We start from the raw sequence: 22,002 nt of genomic DNA, 5'->3' as shown, positions 1-22,002 counted from the left end.
TGGGTTTCGTTGCTCGTATGCACCATGAACATTGGTCCAATGATGGGTAATCTTAAGAAATCTGGCTCTCTGAATTTCTGGAACTCAGGAGGACGGCTAAATGCCGTCCTAGTTTTAATCCATGCAAAGCAAGTATGTTTGATTTTTTTTGACTTTTAAAATGGATGTGTTTGACTTGCCTATCTACAGAGAATATTTTGAGACTTTTCTAAAAATTTTCAAGGAACTTGAAAATTTGAAACAAAATAATTCACCTCATAAAAAATTAATTGAAAATGCTTATAATCATGCTATAATAATTTTTCCAAATTTAAATGCAGGTTATAATTATTGGTCTATGAAGGGAAAGTTAGAAATATATATTAAAGTTAGAATTTCGCTTTCTCAATTACAAATAGAATTATCCATTTTGCGAGACTTAGATATTGTGAAAACTGATTATTCGCAAACAATAAATAGTAGTATAAAATATATGAATGGATTAATAAGAAAACTAGAACATCCTGAAGGAAATAATAAAAATAATGGACAAAAATAATAATTTTACAAAAGATGATGGTTTTTTATTATGTCAGTTTAAAGGTATTTTAAAATGACGATTAAAAATCCAAATAGTGAATTTTTATTATATCATGAAATATATGACCTTTATTTGAATATTTATCCTTCACTTGCAAGGTTTCCAAAAAGCGAAAAATTTACTTTAAGACATAATATTGATGAAACTGCTCTTGATATGTTAATTACTTTAGATAGATTCACAAAATTAAAACAAAATGATAAAACTGCACAACTAAGAAAAATATCTTATCTTTTTGATAAGTTTAAATTACTTTTAAGATTGGCAAAAGATTTACATTTTCTTCCATTTAATCAATATACTTTATTAATTGAGAAATCAGAATTAATAGGAAAATTATTAGGGGGTATGATTAAAAAATATAAAATAAATTAATATTGAATTGTTAATAATTTACACTTTATTAATTTAAAATTAGATAAATATATAAAATATTATCTTTTAGTATTATTTGATCAAAACAAATACAAAAACCCTGCTGTTTTCCTTCGTGGTGGCAATTGGAACAATGGTGCAAATGCTGGTGCGTTTGCTCTGAACTTGAACAATGGTCCTTCGAACTCGAACACGAACAATGGGTTTCGTTGCTCGTAAGTAACATTTACTATTTCACTCGATTGTGATAAGTCTAAGGACTTTCTAAGAGTTTCAAAGGTTACAGTTTTGGTCTTACCTTAAATTAAAATAAGGTTAATCTAGATTATACTTTTGGAAGATACGTCTTCCAAATTTAAAAATATATATTAAGGGATTTCTTATTTCAAAAAAATTACATATTTGATGAATTAGGGATATTATTTCTTATAATTTTTGTGATATATTGGGATGTACTCATCCATTGAGAAATCAAATGCACTTGTGACTAATCTCCAATGTTTGACTCTTTTTCCTTTTAATCTAAGTCTTTTTTGTTCTTTCATAAGATTAGTTCCACCAGATTCTTCATAATAATAAGTTTTCTTATACTTATCATAATTTTTAGATCTAGCCTTATCTAGGTCCACTTGATGTAGATTTTCAGGATCAATTGTAGTTATTCTCTCAATTTTTTCTTTAGTAAACATAAAATTGAACAATCTTCTTATGGGATTCATATTTATTATTATTTGTCTAAATTAATATGTTTTTTTATTAAACTAGCATGTAAACAACGTTTACGTCGAAAACATTTGAGGTCTTAAGGTATCGACTGCACACCTACACCCTGACCGCCTAACAAATTATTTTAGTATTTATATCAACGTAAACGTACGTTTACAGAGTAAACATTACCTGAAGAACCATTTCCATTTGAGGAATGATTAAATATCTCTTATTTAGTATGAAAATTCGGTAAATAACTCAATTTATGTGCTAAATAGACACAAAAACAATAAAAAAAAGATAAGTTTATAAATATGGGAATATATTATATAGTATGGGAGTTCGGTAAATAACTCAATTACTATACAAAATAGATATAAAAAATTAAAAATGGTAACAAAATATGATGTATTTTATGAGATGCTAACTTTAAGAAAAAAGCATTTAGAAGAAAAGAAACACCCTGAAAAACTAGGGATCTCTGTTAAAGAAATTGCTAATTATTTCGAAATAGATTATGATAGTGCTTTATTTCATATTAAAAATTTATTAAAAGATGAATATATTTTAGAAAAAGGGGACGGAACATATTTACCTTATGTTAATAGAAGATTTGATGAATATATTTTTCAAATATATGAATGTTGTAAAGAAATAAAAATTGATCCTAATAATTTACTAAATGAAATTGTTGTTGAAATTATTAGAAAAGGTTTAGGAAGAAGAAATATTAAATTATCTGAGTTTTATCCTGAATTTAATGAAAGAACTTTGAAGAAATATTTTGGTTTATTTATTAAACATAATTTTGTATTAATTGGTGATAGTGAAAAACCAGCAATTTTTCATTTTAATGATGATTATATTTTAAGATTAGTGCTAAAAGTATTTGGTAAAGTACCATTAATTGATATTGAAAAGTATAATGATATTATTGATGTTGATAGTCACGTAAAACAAATAGTTAAGCAATTAAAAATATTTGATAAGAATAAAGCAATTTATACCAATAAATATAAAGAAATCTCAAATACTTGGAGAATTCATTTTATTACTCACACAACTGCATTAGAAGGAAATACCATGGGATTTAGTGAAGTTAAAGAATTATTGGAAGAAGGTTCAATAACATTAAAAAATCATACAATAACTGAAATAGATGAAAATAGAAATGCAAAAAAGGCATTAGAATATTTAGATAATGAAATGAATCTAGAATATTTTGGAATTGATGAAATATTAAATTTACATAAAATTATTTTAACAGACATAAATAAAAAAGAATATGAAAAATTAGGTGGATGGGAGAAAATCGCAGGAGTATTTAGAGATCATCCTGTTTACATTAGTGGAAATTTAAACTTCAAAATGAGTGAAGTAGAAGATATAGAAAAAGATATGGATAACTATGTTAAAGACTTTAATCTAAGATTAACACAATTAGATGTACTGAGAAAAACTAATGAAGAGAACATAATGAAGAAAATTAATTTCGCTACTTGGGTCCATAGCCAATTACAACATATTCATCCTTTTGGCGATGGAAATTCAAGAACTTCAAGAATGTTATTTAATTATATTTTACAAAGATTAGGTTTACCATTAATCGATATTTATGCTTCATTAGAATATATGAAACATACTAAAAAAGAAAAAAAAAGAGATGATGAAAATTTAAAGAGATTTTTTATTGCATTAATATTAGATAATTTAAAGAAAATGAATCTAAAAATGGAATCATAACTTTTCTAAATAGTTTGTAATACATTTTTTTTAATTTTTTGCATATCAATTGAATTAATTATTGAAACTAATAAAACTGAACCAACAGGTTTAATAGACCATATAGATGGAGTTATAGTTTGGGAAAAAAGAGAATTTACAACAACTTGTCAAGAGTTCCTAAAAGAAATAAAATTTCATAAGTATTTTGTTGATGAAATGAATAAATATAAAGAGCTTTTAGATGAACTAGATAAAGATTTATACGATGAATTAAGTTCATACTCACAAGGAATGAAAGATATTTTAAATGTCTTATTTGAAAGAGAAGAAACAACAAATAAAGAATTAATTGATTTAATTAGATATAATAACAAAAAAATTGGAGGTTGTTAAAAATGCAACAAGAAAAAGTTCAAAAAATACTAGAAAATATAAAGACTAAGTTTGAAGATATTGAGAATGAATTTGGTAAACTTCCAAGTCAAATTCAAAATAATATTAATGAATGTCATAGTTCAAATACACTTAACTCTCTTGTTAGGTGGGGAAGTCAAACAACTGAAGAAGTGATTTTTGATATTGATGAGGTTTGTAAAAATGCCTGATTTCATTAAAAATATAATTACAAATCCTGACTTTATCAAAAGATTAGAACAAACAAACCAAAATCCTCAAAATCAGAGAGAAAAAACTTTAGTAAATTATATGTAGTGACCAAATTTAATCGAAGAATTGAGATAATCCTAGAGTTATCAAACCAACTACTGCTAAACAAGAGATTACAAAGAGAACCTGACTAAATAAACTTAATTGAATAAACCAATATGCGAAATCCATAATATATTAATAATGAAAATCATTTATATATATTTAGAAATTAAGGTTATATAGTGAATAAATATATAAATTATTAAATATAGGAATTAAATAAGAAATGGTAGGAACGGAAACAACACTTGAATTGTATAACATAGCAATGAAGTATCAAGAAAAATATAAAGAATATAAAAAACTTAATATTGAACATTTTGATATAATTGAAATTTTATATAAAGAATGGAAAGTAGAACCTTTAAAAGAAAGTTTAGGCTTTTCAAGAACTAGACAATCTGTCATGTTCATGCTTGAAATGAAAGAATGGTTTTATATAGATAAAAAAACAGGTAAGTTACTTGACGATAAAAATATTAGATACAAACCCTTTAAGATCTCATAAAATTTGTAGTGACTAAAAATATTTTTATATTACTTTCTTCTAATTATAGTTAGAAAATCGTAAAATAAACAAAAAACTTATAAATAATACTAACTTTACAATATTATATATATAGTTAGAGAATCGTAAAATGCAATATTTAGATATAATTAAGGAATTAGAGAAAAAAGAAATCTTTACAAACAAAGATTTAGAACAATATTTTAAAAATCCGCATTCTATAAAACAATTTTTATATGAACTTAAAAAGAAAGGACATATTAAACAAATAAGAAAGGGTTTCTATACAACACATGATTTTAAGGATATTAATTTAAGAGAATTAATTAAACAATTATATCCAAATTGTACTTTTATTTATTATTCTGCATTAGACATTTATAATAAAAATTATTTTTTTATATTTGGTAGTTATGTAATTGCAACACAAAAACAAGCAAGACCTCTAAAATTAGATAATTTAGAAATTACGCCAATTAAAATGGATATACCTTGTGGAGTTACAGAGAAAGAACATGGTGAAAACTCATATAAAACTACTGATTTAGAAATGACTTTTATCATGTGTATTCAAAATATAGTATATTCAAATGGTTTAGAAAATATTCATAAAGCTTTCAGAGGTGGAAATGGTTTAGATCTAGATGTAATTATTAAATACTTAAGAAAAATAAATAACCCTAAATTATCTGCAAGAGTTCTATTTTTTTATAAATTCATTGGAGGTGTAGTGACTAAAAATATTTTGAATGAATTTAAACTGGAAAAAACTGTTAACTTTGAACCAGGAAGACCAAATAATTTATTAAGTAATGAATTAAATATTAATTATAGTGATAGGTTAAGTGAGGAAATAGAGTAAAATGGTATATTTAAGAAAAGTAATAGTTCATGGACATATATATATTCATCTAGTTAAATGTGAAAGAGATGAGAATGGAGAACCTAGACAAACATTCCTAAAATATATTAAAGAAAGTGATATTGATATTGAACTTCTAAAAAATATAAATAAATATTTAGATGAACTCTCAACAATGGAGATTTTGAGATTTAAAAAAGCAGTCTATAAAAAAATAAATAAGAATATTGACTCTGAAATTCATAATTTTGAAGAATTAATCAACTATTTGTACACTAAAACTAAAATTCAAAAAGACGTTATAAAAAATATTCTAGAGTTATATATTAAAGAAGATGTATTATTTAAACTTGAATTAGAAGGTGGAGCTTCAAATCAATTAAATGAACAAGAAGCACTTGAGATTTATACATATCATAGAAAGGAAGGATTCGGGCAAACTCAAGTAGAGAAAGTTTACAGATTAACAAAAGTTTTAGAACAATTAAGTAAAAAACCTCTAATTAGAGATAAATTAATATTTTATGGGGGAACAGCTTTAAATTTTATTAACAAAAAAGTTATACCTAGACTTTCAGTTGATTTAGATTTTACCTACAATTCAAGCGAAAAACCTAACAAAAAAGAAATTATTGATTGTGTTAATAGAACTCTTAAAGAACTAAAATATACAGATATAGAAAAATCCGAAAATAAGGAAAGAAATACAACAAATATTAAGATTAAATATATTAATATTGAAGCTAATACTGATTCAATTGAAGTTGACCTAAATTTTAAAATAAAAACAAGCTTTTATCCAACTAAAAATAGTTCATTTTCTCATCCTTTTTCAACAATAAACAAATTTAAAGTTAATTCTTATTGTACTGAAGAGTTATATGGAGCTAAGTTTAATGCAGTATTAACTAGGACTCACCCAAGAGATCTTTACGATATTGCAAATATGCCAAAAAATATCAAATTAGACAAAGTTAAAGCTGCTTTTATTCACGATTCCACAAATAAGGGGACAGACATTAGAAATTTTGACTTAAAAATTGTTGAAGAAAAATTCAATGAACGTGTAGTGACTAATCAATTTGAAAGACATCTTAGAACTATGCTTCGTTCAGGAGAAGATCTAGATGCACAAAAACTATATAAAACTACATTAGATCTAACTAAAGATATGTTGAACTTAAATAAAAAAGAAATTGAATATGCCAAAAGGAATCTGAAATAATGATGAAAAAAAAAGTAATCAAAGAAGATAAACAACAATGTGATGATTGTAAACATAAAATTAAAGGAATTGTTGAAGTAAAATCTTGTCCTAGATGTAATTCTAATAAAATCAAAATCATAACTGAACCCATAAAATAAATATTTCTAAGATATTAACAATAACCTTTATTAATACTTAAAAGTCTAATTTTATATGAAAAAAGTTTTTAGTTTAATATTATTATCAATTATGTTATTATCAGGGTGTTCTCAAGTTGATACTCAAATATCTGAAGAAAATTCAAATACTCAAGAAGTTAAAGATAACTTATCTCAAATAAAAGAAGTTAAAGAAATTAATTTTACTGAAATCAAGGAAAAAGAGTTATCTTTAATAAAATCTCAAATTAATATTAGTGGGATTAAGTTATGGGATGTTTATAGACAATATAATCTCAAATGTAGTCTATTAGACTCTCCTTATGTTTCTGCAACTGAAGAAGATATTAAAGAATGTGATGAATTATTAGAAGAATTAGAAGAAAAGAAACAATCTCATGATATTTTAGAATCAAAAAAACAAATTATTGAAACAAATACTATGAACATCATTAAGCATTCAAATAATTTAGTAACAGAATTATCTTTTAGTTTTAATTTATTAAATATAAATCCAACTTTATTAAGATTCGAATTATTAGAAAAAGTTGATCTTTCAATTTTTATTAAACAAGATAATTATGAATGTTTATTTGTTAAAGGATCATTTGAACCCGGAATGCAAATGATTGAAAATAAGAATAATTGCTATATTAATTCATCGAGTCCAACTAAAATTTTAATCGAACAAAATAATAATATTAAATTAATGAGTATTTTATCTGATTCAGATTTCATTAATACATACACAGACAAATTAATAACAGGTGTTACTTTTCCTGATGGTGATGATTATAATGTAACTTGGGAGATTGAATCTACAATTGAAAATTCAGGGAATAAACCTTACTATGTCAAAGGATTAAGGACTTGGGTAAGTAAAAGAGATGTTAATATTTCTTATAAATTACCTGAAGCAGTTGATAAGGATACTGTGTCTGGAAAATTACTTGAAAAGAAATTTGAGATTCAAGATTTAAAATTAGAACCAGGTCAAATAATAAAGGATTCTTTAGCCTTTAATTATACAGATATTCCTTCACCTGATTCATGGTTTGATTATGAATATTATTATGAAATGAAATGAAAAAATTATTCTTTTAATTTTTTAGAATGATAATTTTTCTTTGATTTGTTGTGTTGTTTTTCTTTTTTTGATTTTTTTGATTTCAAATAAAAGTATCCTACAACTAATCCACAAATAATTAAGATAATAATAACAGTTATCCATGAGTTTTTCTTTGCTTCTTTATGAGCCATTTTTGCATTTTCTAATTGAATAATTGCACCATTTGAATCACCATAATTCAAAGCTTTCATAGAAAGTTCTAATGACTCATCAATTGAGCTAGAATATAAATTAAAACTTGTATCAGATTCTAATTTATTTTTAGTCTCTATATATTCATCAATGGAAGTTTTTAAAGATAAAATTGAGTTTTCATATTCATTAGTTAGATATTCAATTTTATAACTAGCAGTAGTAAATTCACCTTTTAAAAACAATGCTTCAATTCCGGAGAATTCTGCTTTTATATCTTCAATAGCATTTAATTTAAGTTCATTAGATAAAGGTTCAATTTTATTTTTTAATTCAATATAAGAATTTTTAATTGTTGGAACTTCTTTATCATAAACTAATTCATATTTATCATAAATTGCTTTTGCATCTGTTTCTTCACATACATTTGTAAAAGTATATAATAAGAAATTATTAAATGCTAATTCATCTGCAAAACTAACTCCTCCTTTTTTAGTAATATACTCATTTACTTTTTTAATTACTTGAGGACATGATTTTTCTAATTCCATTAATATTTTTGTATTTTCAACATCCGAATCATTAAATATGTTTTCTTCAAAATCTTTTTTAATCTGAATTGAATCAAAGTTATGTTTATCCATTAGATCTAACATTAATTTAAATTGATAAGCATCACTAAACCAATTTGTTTCCAGTTCACCATAAGTTTCAATTGATGAAGCAACAATTAAAGTTAAAATAGTATTAGCTAAATCATAACTTAAATCTTCGGTGATATAACCTGAATTCTTAAAAAAACATTGACCACCTTCATAACATAATATATCTGCTGCTTCTTTGTATGTATCAAATACTTTATCATTATCATCTACTACTTTAATTATAATTTGTGAAGATAAATCAAATTTATATTCATCTTTTAAAGTTGTAATTACTTTTTCAGCTTTCAAGAGATTTGAAGCTTTATGAGAGAATGAATCTGGTAATTTAATTTCTAATTGTCCTTCAGTAAAGGTTTCCAATGTTCCAGTTCCATCATTATATTTAATATTATAAAAACCCACAGATTCATCATATCCATATTCATTATTATAATAAATTCTTTCTTTTTTGCCAGATTTACAAAAATCAGGATAAGCCTCTTCAACATAAGAATTTGGATTATAATTATATGTTATTGGATCTATAGTGTATGGTGAAATTGGAGTTGATTTATATGATTCATATTCACTCTCATAACTATCTTTCATCTCTATAGGAGTTGAATCATATTCAATATAATCTTTAGCATTACTTGGTTTACAAAAATAAACTTTCCTTCTAATTTCTTCTAAACCTTCATTCCATAAGAAGAAATTTATATCTTTATTTCCCAAATAACTTGAAATTCCATAGGGAATTTTAAATTCATATAATATTTGATAAGGTTCTTCATATTGAATTTCGGGAGTTTTAATTTGATAAATAATAAGATCTTCATCATTTTGAAGTTCGGTTTTTCTTAATTTATTTTTACCAAAATCTGAAATTTTCAAATTTTCAATTGAAGCTTTAGGAAAATATTCTTCAAAAGTAAATGGTTCTAAATAATAACCAAATTCATCTACATACATTGTAGTTACAAACTTAACACTAAGTGAGCCGTCATAATCATTTGGAGTAATATAAATCTCCTCATTAGTTCCTGCCATTACAGAATTTGCTAAGAATAAAATCATAAGCAAGATAAATAATTTTTTCATCATAAAAATCTATATTTTTTATTATTTATAAATTAAACTTTTTTTATTTTTAAAATTTGAACAAATTAACTGAAAAAGTGTGTATAAAAAATGATTTTAAGTACAAAAAATAAACTTTTTGTGAAAAAGTAGTATGAAAATTACACTTTTTTATAAAAAAATGGAAAATAAATTAAATAAGAATTATAAAAAGAAAAAAATAATGTATAATATGGTCAAAAAAAGTAACTCCCATCTACATACAGGAATACCTAATTTAGATGATTTACTTGGAGGAGGAATTCCTTTAGGAAATCAAGTTATGATTTATGGAAATCCAGGGGTTGGTAAAACTCTTTTTTGTTTGCAATCATCATACTTTGGAGTTAAAGAATTATGGGATAAGACTATATATTTCACATTTGAAGAAACAGAAAAACACTTAATTAGACAAGCAAATAATTTTGGTTGGAAATTTAATCAATTAGATAAAAAAGATCCATTATTTAAAATAATATCATTTAAAGGAGAATTTGATTCAGATTTAGTTAAACAAGTTAGAGATATTATAAATGATTCAGGAGCTAAAAGAGTGATAATTGATTCAGTTACAAACTTAATTCATCAATCTGCTTCTTCTGAAAAAATAAATAAAAACTTTGAGAAAGAAGTATATAATACAATTTCTAAACTTTCCGATTGTACTAATGCGACTATATTTCTAGTTGCTTCAGATTATGATAAAAAAATAATTGAACCTCTTAAATTCAATTGTGATGGAATTATTAAAATAGAAAATTCGCAAGAAGCTCATAGTAATAAAAAAATTACTATTGAAAAAATGAGAGCAACTGAAATAGATTCTAGCCCTTCAACTATGGAATTAGATCCTATAGAAGGCTTCATAATTAAAAGAAAAAAACTTTCAAAATTAATGAACTAATTAAACCTAATAGGTTTATTTTTTTCAAATTTTCTAATTGTACGACACATTTTTTTACCTTCTTCAGTTACTGTGTACAACTTTTTTCTTGGAAGATCTTCATTTTCAATAAAAACAAGTTTCTTTTCAACTAGTTCAACTAATCGTTTAGAAATTACAGAAAGAAAAATACCTGTATCTTCACTAATTTGTGCTGGATTTTTGAAATGTTTTTCTAAAGTCATTAGAATCTGCATTCTATTTTTAGCTTTATACACATAATCAAATAATATCCTGTCCATATATATACTAATACATTTACTAATATAAAAGCTTTTCTTCTCTAAACAATAAGTTAATATCAATTATTAAAAAAAATTATTTAAAAGTTTATTATTATTTGATACATCAAAACCTAATTTAAATTGGTTTTTAGATGGGTATTTCTTATTTTCAAAAGTGGAATTTAAAAAATTAATATTGTAATCTTGTAAAGAATATTTTCCTGAAGCATGACCTGAAACCATAGATTTTACATCATATTTCTTAAGAAATTCATCAACTACAATAGATCCTCTATTTTTATGAGTTAATTTTGAAGGTAAATGTGAACAAAATATAAAATCATTATCTAATAAAAACTTGTGTAATGCTTCTTCTTCTATCTCTAAGTGTAAATATTTGTATAAATAATCTAATCTTTCTGAATCTTCTTTTAAATTGAACCCAAATAAATTAGAATCTTTTAATTGAATTATCTCGTAATCATCAGGAAAATGAATCATTTCATTGATTACGTCTCTATTTGGAATAAATGTTGAATCAATGTAATCTTTAACATTATAGTCATGATTTCCCCTATACCAAATAATTGGAGTTTTAAATTTACTTAATCTATCAATAAATTCAACAAAACCTTTATGAAAATCAAATTCCCTCTCTAAATCTTCAATATGTTCATCTAAAATTTCTTTCTTTTGATTTTTCTTTTTATATACTTTTAAATCATAATATTTTTGAAAATGATGGCTGGAATGCATGTAACTTTTAGCATAAGTAGTTGAAAAAATATCTCCCATAAATACTATTAATTTAGGTTTTAATGACTTAAAAATCTCTAAAAGATGATTAAAAGATTCTGAAGTTTCTCCTTTATGAAATTCACTTGAAATAAACTCAAAATCAGAAATAAATAAAATATCATTAATACTAAAGTGTTTGAAATCCTGATTTAATATTTTTTTAGTTGAATTTGAAGATTTTCTTAATTCCATTCTTAATAAAAATATAAATTAACAACTATAAAAACTTTTGTTATTATAGTCGTCGGCAGACGAACTAAAACTTTCTTTTCTTTCTTTTTTGCCTACTTTTTTCTTTCTTTTCTTTGGAAGGGGGTACGGGGGAAACCTTTCTTTTCTTTAAAACAATGATAAAGGTTTATAAATTATGTTAGTAATTATATTAGTAGGTAAATAAAAAACATGGCGGGAATTACAGCAAATCATCAAAAAGGAAAACCAATATATTGGCAAACTTGTACTTCAGTTAGAATAGTTTCAGGTTATCCTTCAAAAAAAATATTTATTAAATATGAAGGGAAAAATCCTAAAAGGATTAATTTAGATAGTATTCGAGGACTAACTGTTGCAAAACAAACAGGAGAAACTATATTTAAGCGAATATCACAATTAAAATCTAAATATAATGCACTTGAATTTGATGAGTTATACAAGGATACAGAAGTTAAAAATGTTAAAACTCTTAAGGAAAGAGAAGAGCTACTTAAAACTATTCATGAACATGGTACATTAAATAATCAACACTTAAGGTGGCTTCAACATGTAACAGGAGTTAGTGATCCTTCTCTTTCAGATTTAGATACAATATTTGAGAAAAAAATTAATTCTAAAGATAAACTAACTAATACTATTCTAAATCTAACTTCTAAAGACTCATCTAAGTATTTTGAAAACTTACAAGAAGTATTTAGAATTGAAAGAATAATTAGAGATCTTGAAAAGAAACAAGTTATTAAGGCAGACATGGGAGGTTATGGAGGTGCATTTGATCCAACTAAGGAAGGAACTGATGAAGAATTTAAAAGAGATGAAATATATGCTCAAGATTCAATTTCAGGTAAATTAAAGGAATTTAATAGAGAATTATTAAGATTAAATAATGCTAATAACAAGTTTGAAACTAAACATTCTAAAGATTTAGAACACTTAAAAACCTTTATTGAGAATAATGATCCCAATAAAATTAAACTAGATATGGATTTTGAATTCGACCATAGACATCATATTAATGATGTTATGGAGGTTTATGCCGATGCTAAAAGATATAAAGTATTACAACTAATAAAACTGAAATATAAAGAAGTTCTAAAGACTGATAAATTAAAGTTAAAGTATGGAATTATTAATGAGGAGTCTGATATAAACAACTTTAGCGATATTCAAAACATTTATTCCAGGTCTTTTGCATTTGATTACGCATGTGATTATATTGATAAAAAAATCTTTAAACCACTCTCATTAGCTCATTATGAAAAAGGAAATACTAGAAAATTTTTAAATCAAATGACTAAAGGTGGGTTTGTAACTAGACAATTTGTAGCTAAAGAAAAAGGAGATAGACATATTCATTACACTCCTAATTTTATTGACATTATTAATGAAGGGAAGAGTAATTTACTTAGAAGATATACTGGAATATCAAAGGCTTCAATGAATAGAATTCTTAATCATTCTAACTTAGAACTTGTTAAAAATATTCATGAAAGTAATATTTCAAGAAGAGAAATAGGTAAAAAATGCTTCAAAATTAAAGGATTATATTCAACTTGGAGAAAGACTTTACATGAAAAAGGTATCAAAAATATTAAAGAATTAGGGTTTATGTTAAGCCTACATTCTCATGATGATGTTAGAGAAAGTTGTAAAATAGCATTAAATTTATTTGAAATGTCTGACATATATAAGACAAAAGATGTCCTAAAACAAAGTGCAAAAACTCTAATAAAACAAGAAAAAATAAGTAAAAAAACTTCAGAATTAACAGATATGGAGAAACAAATGAGAGAATATTATGGTGAAAATTGGAAAGAAATCTTGAATATGTAACCAACTTTATAAGTATTTTAATCTTATAAAATATATAAAACAATTAAATATGATACAAATAAAAAGAAAAATTCTACTTGTTATTGCACTAATTTTATTCTTAATTTCAGGTTGTTCAACTACTTCTGAAGTTGAAAATGATGATAAAATAAGTCCATCATTATACTCACCATACTCTCCCGAAGAAGGAAAACTTGGTCCAAATCAAGAGAATAATGACTACTATATTGAAGAGAATTCTGTTGAAAATGACAATAATTTTGAAGAAATCATCATAGATTATGAGGAAAATGAAGAGGTTATTGAGTTCGATTTTAATGATGAAACTGAAGAAGTAGTTATAGATTTTGAAGATAAAATTGAATTAAACCTACCTGAAGAAGATGAAAATAATAGAAATTTTAGGTGGAGTTATGATGGAAATGACTATGGGATTTCCTTTAATATTGACAAAGAATACTATGAATTTTTCAAAAATAGAGAAAGAATTAGGGACTTTGATCTCTTTGCTTCTGACCAATATAGTAAAGATTTCATAGAAAGTATTACAGAAGAATTAGAAAAATATGCTAAAGAAAGTGGCTTATCAGATGATGAAATCCCTTATTTTATCATCTCTTTTGTTCAATATTTACCCTATACATCTGATGATGTGACAACTGGATTTGATGAATATCCTCGATTTCCGTATGAAACTTTCTATGAAAATGGAGGAGATTGTGAGGATACTTCCATTCTAGCCTCTGCAATTTTAAATGAAATGGGATACGGAGTTGCATTATTAACCTTCCCTGGACACGTTGCAGTAGGAGTAAAATGTGATCATGATGATGGTGAATCTTACTATTCATATCAAGGAAATGACTATTGTTATCTTGAAACTACAGGTGAAAATTGGGATATTGGAACAATACCTGAGAACATAGAAAGTGAAAAAGCAATAGTAAATCCTATCTATTCTAGGTCAAAATTGGAGGTAGATTTTACTTCAAGTTACTCATATAATAACGTAGATGTTTATACTGATGTAGATGTAATTGTTAAAAATTTAGGGTCAAAAGATGCAGAAAATACCAAGGTTTATGTTGCATTATTAACCTCAGATGAGAGCAAAGTTTGGGATAGTGTTACTAGTAAAAAAGTTGATATTGACTCTGATGGGAGTTACGAATTTTCAGTTACAAATCTACACTCACCATCTGGATATGCGTTCAAAATTTATGTCGTTGCAAGTAATGATGAGGTAACTTCAAATGAAGCTTCAAGTAATTGGATCAACTGGGAATAAGTTTTAAAAATTGCTAAAAATATAGGATTGAAATAGTATATTTTTAATCCTACAATAAAAATATAAATTACGTAAACGCTATTAAAAACAACGTAAACGAGTATATTAAACTAAAATAAATAAATAATATTAAGATGAAATTAATGAATTAATATAAAAGTACAATTACTTACCACACCCCGACCGCCTAACAACTATTTCTAGCGTAAACGCTAATAAAAATAACGTAAACGAACGTTTACTTTGTAAACTAAAAACTATTAATATAACCACTAAAAATACTTAATGAAAATGGACTACCACACCCTGACCGCCTAACAACTATTTCTAACGTAAACGTAAATGTAAACAACGTAAACGTGAAGTTTTTAAGAATAATAAATAGACATACTAAAAATAATATAAATTAAACAAAAATAGATAATTAAACTTAGAAAAATAATGAATATTTATTCATTCATAATTAGTTAAATCAATATGAAGATCAAGTTCAAGAACTTCAAAAACTTTTTTTCTAATATCTTTAGGATAATCAAATGAAACTAATTTTTCCCTACCTCTAATTCCTTGATGATTAATTCTTGAAGTTACTAATCCTGAACCATCTTCATCATCGAAACTTGCAATAATTTCTCTAGTCCTTCTAAGTGAAAGTGAATTAGAAATAGAAACTGTTTTTACAAACTCAATATAATATTCATAAATACTATTTACTGAGGCTGGTTCATAAACAATTTGTGGTTTTCCATGTACAGTTCCTTTCTTTTTTCTATTTTTCATAAGGATAGAATAAAGAACTGCTTGTTCTTGCTTAGGTAAACCTTTGATAGAAGCAAATAGTTCATCCAACTCGGCTTCTCTAACGGCTTTATCGATGAGTTTTGATGAAACCTTATCATAACCCTCAGAAACTGAAAGTTCTACGCAGAATTTCAAATAACCGATTGTTTTTCTTGCATCTCCATTATCTTGGGCCCCTCTTGCTGAACATCTAGGAATAACTTCTTCATCACAACACCCTTTCTTTAAACCAAGTTCTTCTCTCTCTTCTAAAATTTCTTTTAACTGCATTGCATTATAAGGAAAAAAAGTTACAGTAATAGGACTTAACATAGTTTTATTTTTTGGACTAATCAAAGAACTAAGATCACTTCGATTTGAAATACCTACAATTGAAAATGTTGCTTTCACATCTGGGTACTCTTCATGAACTCTTAAAATTGCATATAAAAGTTCATCTGAGTTTTTTTTAATAAAAGAATCTAACTCATCAAAAACTAAAACAACATTTTTATCTATATCTTTAAAATGTTCAAAAAAGAAATTGTATAAATTTTTAGTTGAATGTCCTGCGGGAATATTTACTCCTAATTTTTTTAAAATATTTTGAAGGAGTTGATAAGGCGTTAATGTCTCTCCTGAAATTTTACAATTAAATGTGTAATGTAACATCTCTTTAATTTTTTTAGTCTCAACTTTATTTTTTTGCTCAATTGCTTCTTTAAGTTTTGAAAGAAGATAATTAGTAGTTAGAGTTTTACCTGTTCCTGTTTTTCCAAAGCAAAAAACATTCCTTGCTTTTTGACCTCTTAACAATGGACTAAAGCCATTCATTAATTCTTTTTGTTGATCATCCCGAAATTTAATTGTTTCAAGTCTATATTTAGGATCAAATACATCATGGTTAATAAAAAAATCTTTTCTCTTAAAATGTGTATTAATTAAACTATCTGTAAAATCATCTGCCATCTACTTACTTAGGGTTTAGAGTATTTATAAACTTACGCGTTGTTTGAGTATCCACCGCCTAACAAATATTCTATTAATAATTTCAATAAAAAAATAACTATTAATAATAGGTTAAATATAGCTCTTTTTTCTTGCTAAAAATAACCCTTGACAGACACACACCTTTATCGCCTAACAAATTATTAAATAATAACAATACAAGTCTTCTTCTTACTTTTTACATACTACTACTTACTAATAGAGTTATTTATAAAGTAATATATATAATATATAATATAATAATGATTTTTTTTAAAAGCTTTAATTTGGTAGTTTAGAGAGGAATTTAATTTTTAAATTTAATAGAAATAATTTTAATAATTAATAATAGAGTATTTTAATACTCAAATAGTTAAGTTTATATATTAGAGTGAATAAATACTCTAATATGGTAAAAAGAGAACTGAAGAAATTAATAAATGAGTTTTTTCCTAATAAACAAGCCTTAGCTTTACTTAGTAAACTTAATATGCAATTAAAAGCAGATCCAAATTCAAATGATTATTATTATTTTAGAAATGCAAGAAATAAATTATTATTAATGAATGAAATATTAAAATTTCCAGAGATTCAAGATTTATTAAATGATAATAGATATAAATTTCCTAAAAAATTAAATGAAGATAGATTAAATTTAGAACTTGCAACTTTAGATTTAATGGGTTTAGGTCCATCTACTATTGAAAGATTAGTAAAAGGAGGAATTATTACAACTAATGATTTTTTGAATATTTCATTTGATGAATTAATTAATATTTCTCATAACTCTTTATCTGTTTGTGAAAAAATGAAACAACAAATATTAGAATTAGTAATTATTAAAAAAATTTAGAAAAATAGCTGTTAATATTATTTTTTTAATTTGTTAGGCGATAATGGTGTGTGTGTGTTTAAAGCTCTTCTAAGAAGACTTTTATATTATTAATTAATTCTATATTAAACTTTAATTTAACTGGCATAGATGAGCCAATTTTAGTGTATATAGCAAGATCCTCGAATGAAGATAACTTAGATTCTTTATCTGATTCTTTAATAAAGTTCAAACATTCGTTCCAGTTAAAAGTTTTCTTTTTAGATTTTAATACATTATTAATTAGATTTATTAATGCGGTTTTATCTGATTCAGTTAAACCTTTTTCTATATATGATTTTGTTTCTTCAATTAACATTTTTTTAATTTGATAGTTTAATTCTATTATAATATAGTCTTCAGGTTTTATAAAAGTTATCGTAAATTACCTTTAAAGCTTAGTTATTTTATTTTGATTAGAAATTATTAGTTTTAATTACTATTACTATTCTTTAAGTTTACAACGTAAACGTAGGTAAACTTATCATTTTAAATACTTTAATTAAATAATTCACTGTATATTATTAGTTCATACTATATTTTTAATTTAATTATTATAATATTTTTATAGAGATGTAAACGTTCGTTTACGTGATAATTTGTACTTTAGAGGATTATATGAGGTTTAAATATTTATCTTTATTGATTACGTTTACGTTGTAAACATAATAGTTGTTTACTGCGTTTACGTTCGTAAACTTTCATTAAATGCTATTATAAGTAATTTTAATTATTTATTGTTCGTTTTTTTTAATTTACTTTATTTTTTAATTTACTTTAGTTTACAGCGTAAACGTATTATGTGTTTACTACGTTTACGTGCGTTTACGTTTAATATTTATGTATTGTGGGTCTCTTTAAGTATATGTTGTTTTTAATGTGTTTACGTTGTTTACTTAGTTTACGTTTACGTAGTTTACAAGGTAAACTTTTACGAAAACTATATAAATGAGTAAAATTTATATTATACTATGAATCAAACAAGGGCTAAAATAATTCCTATAAAATCCTCTAAAGGTGGAGTTGGTAGGACTAGTATTTCTGTTAATCTAGGTAGGATTTTGGCGTCTGATTTTAATAAAAGGGTACTTCTAATTGATTTGGATCCTCAATCAAATTTATCGAGTGTATTTGTACCTAATTATCCATCTCATATTCAGACGAGCTACGATTTATTGTGTAGCAAAAAATTAGATTTGAATAAATTAATCAATCGAGTTATTGGTAATCTTGATATAATTGTTTCAGATCCTAGATTGACAAAAATTCAATATCCTTTTACTTCAAAAAAACATTTTAAAAAAATGTATGAAGTTTTAGAAAAAAATAAATTATTAGAAAGTTATGATTTAATTATTATGGATATGACTCCTAATGTTTCAGATCCAATTACAAAAATTAGTTTGGCATGTTCGGATTTAATTATTGCACCTTATATGTATTCAATTAATTCAGTTCGTGGATTTGTTTCTACAATTAATGATTTATCTGCATTGGAGAAATCTGGTAATTTAATTAATTTGTCTCCAAAGATTTTAGCAGTTCCAAATAATTATCATAAAGGGAGAGAAATTAATTCTCAAATTGAAAGTATGATGGAACAAAATTTAGATTCAAATTCTCAGACTATCAATCCTAATATTAAAATTTTTACTAGTGAACCTATTAAAAGTAACCAAAATATTGAGATGTCTTATGTATATGGTAAGACTGCAATTGATATGGAGGAAGAAAAAGAAAAAAGATTTATCTTGGGGATGTTTAGTAAAGTGTTTGGAAGTCATGCTAAGAAAGATTTTAAAAAGTTAGCAGAAAAAATTATAGAGGTTTTAGGTTAAAATGTTTGGTAGCAATAGTCCTGTAAATCCTTTTGCAGAAAATAGAAATGTTATAGAGGAAAGAATTCCTGTTAAAAAAACAGTTCCGAAAAGTGTTTCAAGAGCAATAGATAGAGTTAAAAAAACTCCTGAAGTTAGAAAAGAAGAAGTTATAATTCCTTCAATTCCTCCAAAAATTGAAACTCCTTATGTGCCTAAATATACTAGTTTGGAAAGATTTGAAGGTTTAACACCCATAAAATTTTCTCAAGAAAGAAAACCTGTTTCATTTAGAATTATCAGGGGGTATATTGATGAAGACTTAGAGAAAGATTATACTAATTTAAAATTAAAGCTTTCTGATTTAAGAGTTGTTGAAAAACATGAAGATTTTCCAAAAGGAGATTATTTTATGCACATGGCATCTTTATATCATAAATTTAAATTATTTGATATTTTTGAGTTTGTAGATGAAAGAGGAAATTTGAAAGTTACAAAGGAAGAATTAATTAGGCATTTACATAAATTAGATTTATAATTTATTGTTTTTCTAAATCTCTATATATTTCTTTAAAATCTCGAACTGATGGTCTTGCATATCTTTTAATTAATGTTTCAGGTGTATGTCTTAATTTTTTAGCCATTGGGATTGCCATGTTCAAATTATTTTTTAATTTTTTTGCAAATGAATGTCTTCCTAGGTCATGTAATCTAAACTGTTCACTAGTTCCTCCTGGGTGTTTTATTACTCTATCTAACTTTCCTTCTGTAATTAGTCTTTCGTTAGTTCTTTTAATGATATTATGGAATCTTTCAAGCATGGATTTGCCAGTTAAAGCATACTTTTTAGTAGAATTGGTTCTAAACACGTAATCAGTTTTTTTAGCCTTCAAATTGTACTCATGATCTAATAATAGTTTTTTAACTTCATCATTAAATTCTCCAATTTGTTTTTGTTTATAGTTTGGTTTTCCTTTGAATGTTTTAGATCCTCTGTATTTAATTTCAATTAATTCATTTTTTTTGAGTTTTAATTTGATTAAAGTTTGAAGCTCTAGTTGATGTAACTCTTTTTCTTCTTCAGTTGCTTTTGAAGGACATTTTGGTCTTATCCATTTAGCAAATAAATCACATTCATTTACATCGTAATATATATGTTCAAATTTTAATAATTCTACTTCATTAGTTCTTGGTGCAACTATTCTAAAAAATTTTACTAATAATGTGTCAAAGTCCTTAATACAACCATAAAAAAGTATATCTTCGTATTGTTGTTTATTAATTTCAACTTTTTCCCAGACTTCTTCAGTTAATGAGTTTCCTTTTTTTGTCATTTTTAGCACCTATTTCTTATGGAAAAGATAAATTTATATTCAGGGGGACAAACATTCCACCTTTTGAAAATGTTACTTTTTCGTTAGTTTATATATTTACTCTTACGTTCTTTATAAAGGTTTGGTTAGTCTTTATATAAAGACTTACGTTTTTATATTTATTTTATGAGTAGAAAGTCTCTAGTTACAAATTCGCTAAATAGGGACGTTTTCAAGAGTTGATTGAAAGATTTAGTTTATTTTAGTAATAATATGCTTTATCGGGTTAATGGAAAGCTTATAATCCAATTAATAGGTTACTTTAGTATGGTAAATTGTAATAATGAGATTATATCTAATTTTAGATATTTTTTTAAGATACAACTAAATTTAAATTTTTGACTATAGACTTTCTGAAGAAAGTTTATTATTTTTAGATAAAATCTATTATGTGGTAATTTTCACCTAAATTTTAATCAACTCCTTTTTAAAGTTTTAAAAATTAAAACTTTCAATGTTTGACAAATTTAGTTCAATAGAACATCTACATAATTCCTTTATAGTTGCATATAAAGGAAGAAATAAAACAAAAGAAGTAATTTCATATAAACAAAATTTGGAGGAAAATTTATTAAATTTAAAAAACAATATTCGAAATTTTACTTATCATCATAGAAAATATAGAACTTTTATTGTTGAAGATAGTAAAAAACGAGTAATAAATGCACCAAGTTTTGAAGATCATATATTACATCATGCAATATTTTCATTTCTTGAAAGTATTTTTGAAAAGAAATTTATCGAGAATTCTTTTGCTAATAGAAAAGGAAAAGGTAGTCATAGTGGCGTTTTAAAATTACAAAATTTTAGTAAAAAATACAAATATTTCTTAAAAATGGATATAACAAAATATTTTTCCTCTGTAGATCAAGAAATATTATTTGAACAAATAAAAAGACATGTTAAAGATGAGAAGTTCTTAAAATATATAAAAATTGTGATTCAAAGTTACTTGGAAACAAATATAATTAATCCTTTAACAAAAAATTCAACAGGAATGCCAATTGGGAATGTTACTTC

At 24.8% G+C, this 22,002-nt stretch carries 24 protein-coding genes; 17 read left to right on the top strand and 7 right to left on the bottom strand.

From position 1 onward, the window contains the following. The first annotated feature begins 160 nt into the window (after positions 1-160). Together PF569_08125 and PF569_08120 are read left to right on the top strand one after the other, a co-directional pair. Positions 161-538: a hypothetical protein gene (locus PF569_08125; GenBank protein MDA3856198.1), complete on the top strand. Its 378-nt coding sequence runs from the start codon at positions 161-163 to the stop codon at positions 536-538. Between the two features lie 54 nt (positions 539-592). After that, on the top strand, positions 593-955 hold the full coding sequence (locus PF569_08120) for a four helix bundle protein (GenBank protein ID MDA3856197.1): 363 nt from the start codon (positions 593-595) through the stop codon (positions 953-955). 419 nt (positions 956-1,374) lie between these two features. On the opposite strand, the gene PF569_08115 is transcribed toward PF569_08120, so the two are convergent. Continuing rightward, on the bottom strand, positions 1,375-1,644 hold the full coding sequence (locus PF569_08115; GenBank protein MDA3856196.1) for a hypothetical protein: 270 nt from the start codon (positions 1,642-1,644) through the stop codon (positions 1,375-1,377). A 409-nt stretch (positions 1,645-2,053) separates the two neighbouring features. Between PF569_08115 and PF569_08110 the strand changes: the two genes are divergently transcribed. The 8 genes from PF569_08110 to PF569_08075 all read left to right on the top strand — a co-directional run bounded on the left by PF569_08110 (position 2,054) and on the right by PF569_08075 (position 7,918). After that, a complete protein-coding gene (locus PF569_08110) occupies positions 2,054-3,406 on the top strand; it encodes a Fic family protein (protein MDA3856195.1) in 1,353 nt (450 codons plus the stop codon). A gap of 198 nt (positions 3,407-3,604) precedes the next feature. Beyond that, positions 3,605-3,781: a hypothetical protein gene (locus PF569_08105; GenBank protein ID MDA3856194.1), complete on the top strand. Its 177-nt coding sequence runs from the start codon at positions 3,605-3,607 to the stop codon at positions 3,779-3,781. A 2-nt stretch (positions 3,782-3,783) separates the two neighbouring features. Continuing rightward, positions 3,784-3,993, top strand: a complete 210-nt coding sequence (locus PF569_08100; GenBank protein MDA3856193.1) for a hypothetical protein — start codon at positions 3,784-3,786, stop codon at positions 3,991-3,993. Between the two features lie 329 nt (positions 3,994-4,322). Then, the gene (locus tag PF569_08095; GenBank protein MDA3856192.1) at positions 4,323-4,604 is read left to right on the top strand and encodes a hypothetical protein; all 282 of its coding nucleotides are present in this window, start codon (positions 4,323-4,325) and stop codon (positions 4,602-4,604) included. A 130-nt stretch (positions 4,605-4,734) separates the two neighbouring features. Further along, entirely contained in the window at positions 4,735-5,466 is a 732-nt protein-coding gene (locus PF569_08090; protein MDA3856191.1) for a hypothetical protein, read from the top strand. A gap of 1 nt (position 5,467) precedes the next feature. Then, positions 5,468-6,691, top strand: coding sequence for a nucleotidyl transferase AbiEii/AbiGii toxin family protein (locus PF569_08085; protein MDA3856190.1), 1,224 nt, complete (start codon positions 5,468-5,470; stop codon positions 6,689-6,691). Further along, positions 6,691-6,831: a hypothetical protein gene (locus PF569_08080; GenBank protein ID MDA3856189.1), complete on the top strand. Its 141-nt coding sequence runs from the start codon at positions 6,691-6,693 to the stop codon at positions 6,829-6,831. The genes PF569_08085 and PF569_08080 overlap by 1 nt, the downstream gene beginning before the upstream one ends. 55 nt (positions 6,832-6,886) lie before the next feature. Continuing rightward, positions 6,887-7,918, top strand: a complete 1,032-nt coding sequence (locus tag PF569_08075) for a hypothetical protein (protein ID MDA3856188.1) — start codon at positions 6,887-6,889, stop codon at positions 7,916-7,918. A 5-nt stretch (positions 7,919-7,923) separates the two neighbouring features. Here the strand turns inward: PF569_08075 and PF569_08070 are convergent, their stop codons facing one another. Next, on the bottom strand, positions 7,924-9,840 hold the full coding sequence (locus PF569_08070) for a hypothetical protein (protein MDA3856187.1): 1,917 nt from the start codon (positions 9,838-9,840) through the stop codon (positions 7,924-7,926). Between the two features lie 208 nt (positions 9,841-10,048). Here PF569_08070 and PF569_08065 point away from each other — a divergent pair, with 208 nt between their 5' ends. Beyond that, positions 10,049-10,759, top strand: a complete 711-nt coding sequence (locus PF569_08065; protein ID MDA3856186.1) for an AAA family ATPase — start codon at positions 10,049-10,051, stop codon at positions 10,757-10,759. Here PF569_08065 and PF569_08060 read toward each other — a convergent pair. Together PF569_08060 and PF569_08055 are read right to left on the bottom strand one after the other, a co-directional pair. Beyond that, positions 10,756-11,040, bottom strand: a complete 285-nt coding sequence (locus PF569_08060; GenBank protein MDA3856185.1) for a hypothetical protein — start codon at positions 11,038-11,040, stop codon at positions 10,756-10,758. The two genes, PF569_08065 and PF569_08060, sit on opposite strands and share 4 nt — an antisense overlap. Positions 11,041-11,106: 66 nt before the next feature. Continuing rightward, entirely contained in the window at positions 11,107-12,012 is a 906-nt protein-coding gene (locus tag PF569_08055) for a metallophosphoesterase (GenBank protein ID MDA3856184.1), read from the bottom strand. A gap of 210 nt (positions 12,013-12,222) precedes the next feature. On the opposite strand from PF569_08055, the gene PF569_08050 reads away from it, so the two are divergent. Both PF569_08050 and PF569_08045 read left to right on the top strand, forming a co-directional pair. Further along, positions 12,223-13,866 (top strand): hypothetical protein, encoded by a 1,644-nt coding sequence (locus PF569_08050; protein MDA3856183.1) that lies wholly within the window; start codon positions 12,223-12,225, stop codon positions 13,864-13,866. Between the two features lie 49 nt (positions 13,867-13,915). Further along, positions 13,916-15,154, top strand: a complete 1,239-nt coding sequence (locus tag PF569_08045) for a hypothetical protein (protein MDA3856182.1) — start codon at positions 13,916-13,918, stop codon at positions 15,152-15,154. Between the two features lie 453 nt (positions 15,155-15,607). Here PF569_08045 and PF569_08040 read toward each other — a convergent pair whose 3' ends face one another. After that, positions 15,608-16,903 carry an AAA family ATPase gene (locus PF569_08040; protein MDA3856181.1) on the bottom strand — a complete coding sequence of 432 codons (1,296 nt, stop codon included), beginning with the start codon at positions 16,901-16,903 and terminating at the stop codon, positions 15,608-15,610. Positions 16,904-17,330: 427 nt separating this feature from the next. Here PF569_08040 and PF569_08035 point away from each other — a divergent pair, with 427 nt between their 5' ends. Further along, the gene (locus tag PF569_08035; GenBank protein MDA3856180.1) at positions 17,331-17,774 is read left to right on the top strand and encodes a hypothetical protein; all 444 of its coding nucleotides are present in this window, start codon (positions 17,331-17,333) and stop codon (positions 17,772-17,774) included. Between the two features lie 58 nt (positions 17,775-17,832). Here the strand turns inward: PF569_08035 and PF569_08030 are convergent, their stop codons facing one another. After that, positions 17,833-18,111, bottom strand: a complete 279-nt coding sequence (locus PF569_08030) for a hypothetical protein (protein ID MDA3856179.1) — start codon at positions 18,109-18,111, stop codon at positions 17,833-17,835. A 652-nt stretch (positions 18,112-18,763) separates the two neighbouring features. Here PF569_08030 and PF569_08025 point away from each other — a divergent pair. Then, entirely contained in the window at positions 18,764-19,630 is an 867-nt protein-coding gene (locus PF569_08025; GenBank protein MDA3856178.1) for a ParA family protein, read from the top strand. Between the two features lies 1 nt (position 19,631). Then, a complete protein-coding gene (locus tag PF569_08020) occupies positions 19,632-20,147 on the top strand; it encodes a hypothetical protein (GenBank protein ID MDA3856177.1) in 516 nt (171 codons plus the stop codon). A gap of 1 nt (position 20,148) precedes the next feature. Here PF569_08020 and PF569_08015 read toward each other — a convergent pair whose 3' ends face one another. Next, a complete protein-coding gene (locus PF569_08015) occupies positions 20,149-20,943 on the bottom strand; it encodes a hypothetical protein (protein MDA3856176.1) in 795 nt (264 codons plus the stop codon). Between the two features lie 493 nt (positions 20,944-21,436). On the opposite strand from PF569_08015, the gene PF569_08010 reads away from it, so the two are divergent. Beyond that, positions 21,437-22,002, top strand: a 566-nt coding sequence (locus tag PF569_08010) for a reverse transcriptase domain-containing protein (GenBank protein MDA3856175.1), incomplete at its 3' end; no start/stop codon positions are given.

It is taken from the genome of Candidatus Woesearchaeota archaeon (assembly GCA_027858315.1).
Lineage (GTDB): Archaea > Nanobdellota > Nanobdellia > Woesearchaeales > UBA583 > UBA583.
The sequence above is the reverse complement of the archived record's forward strand: the minus strand, read 5'-3'. Positions and strand labels throughout refer to the sequence as shown.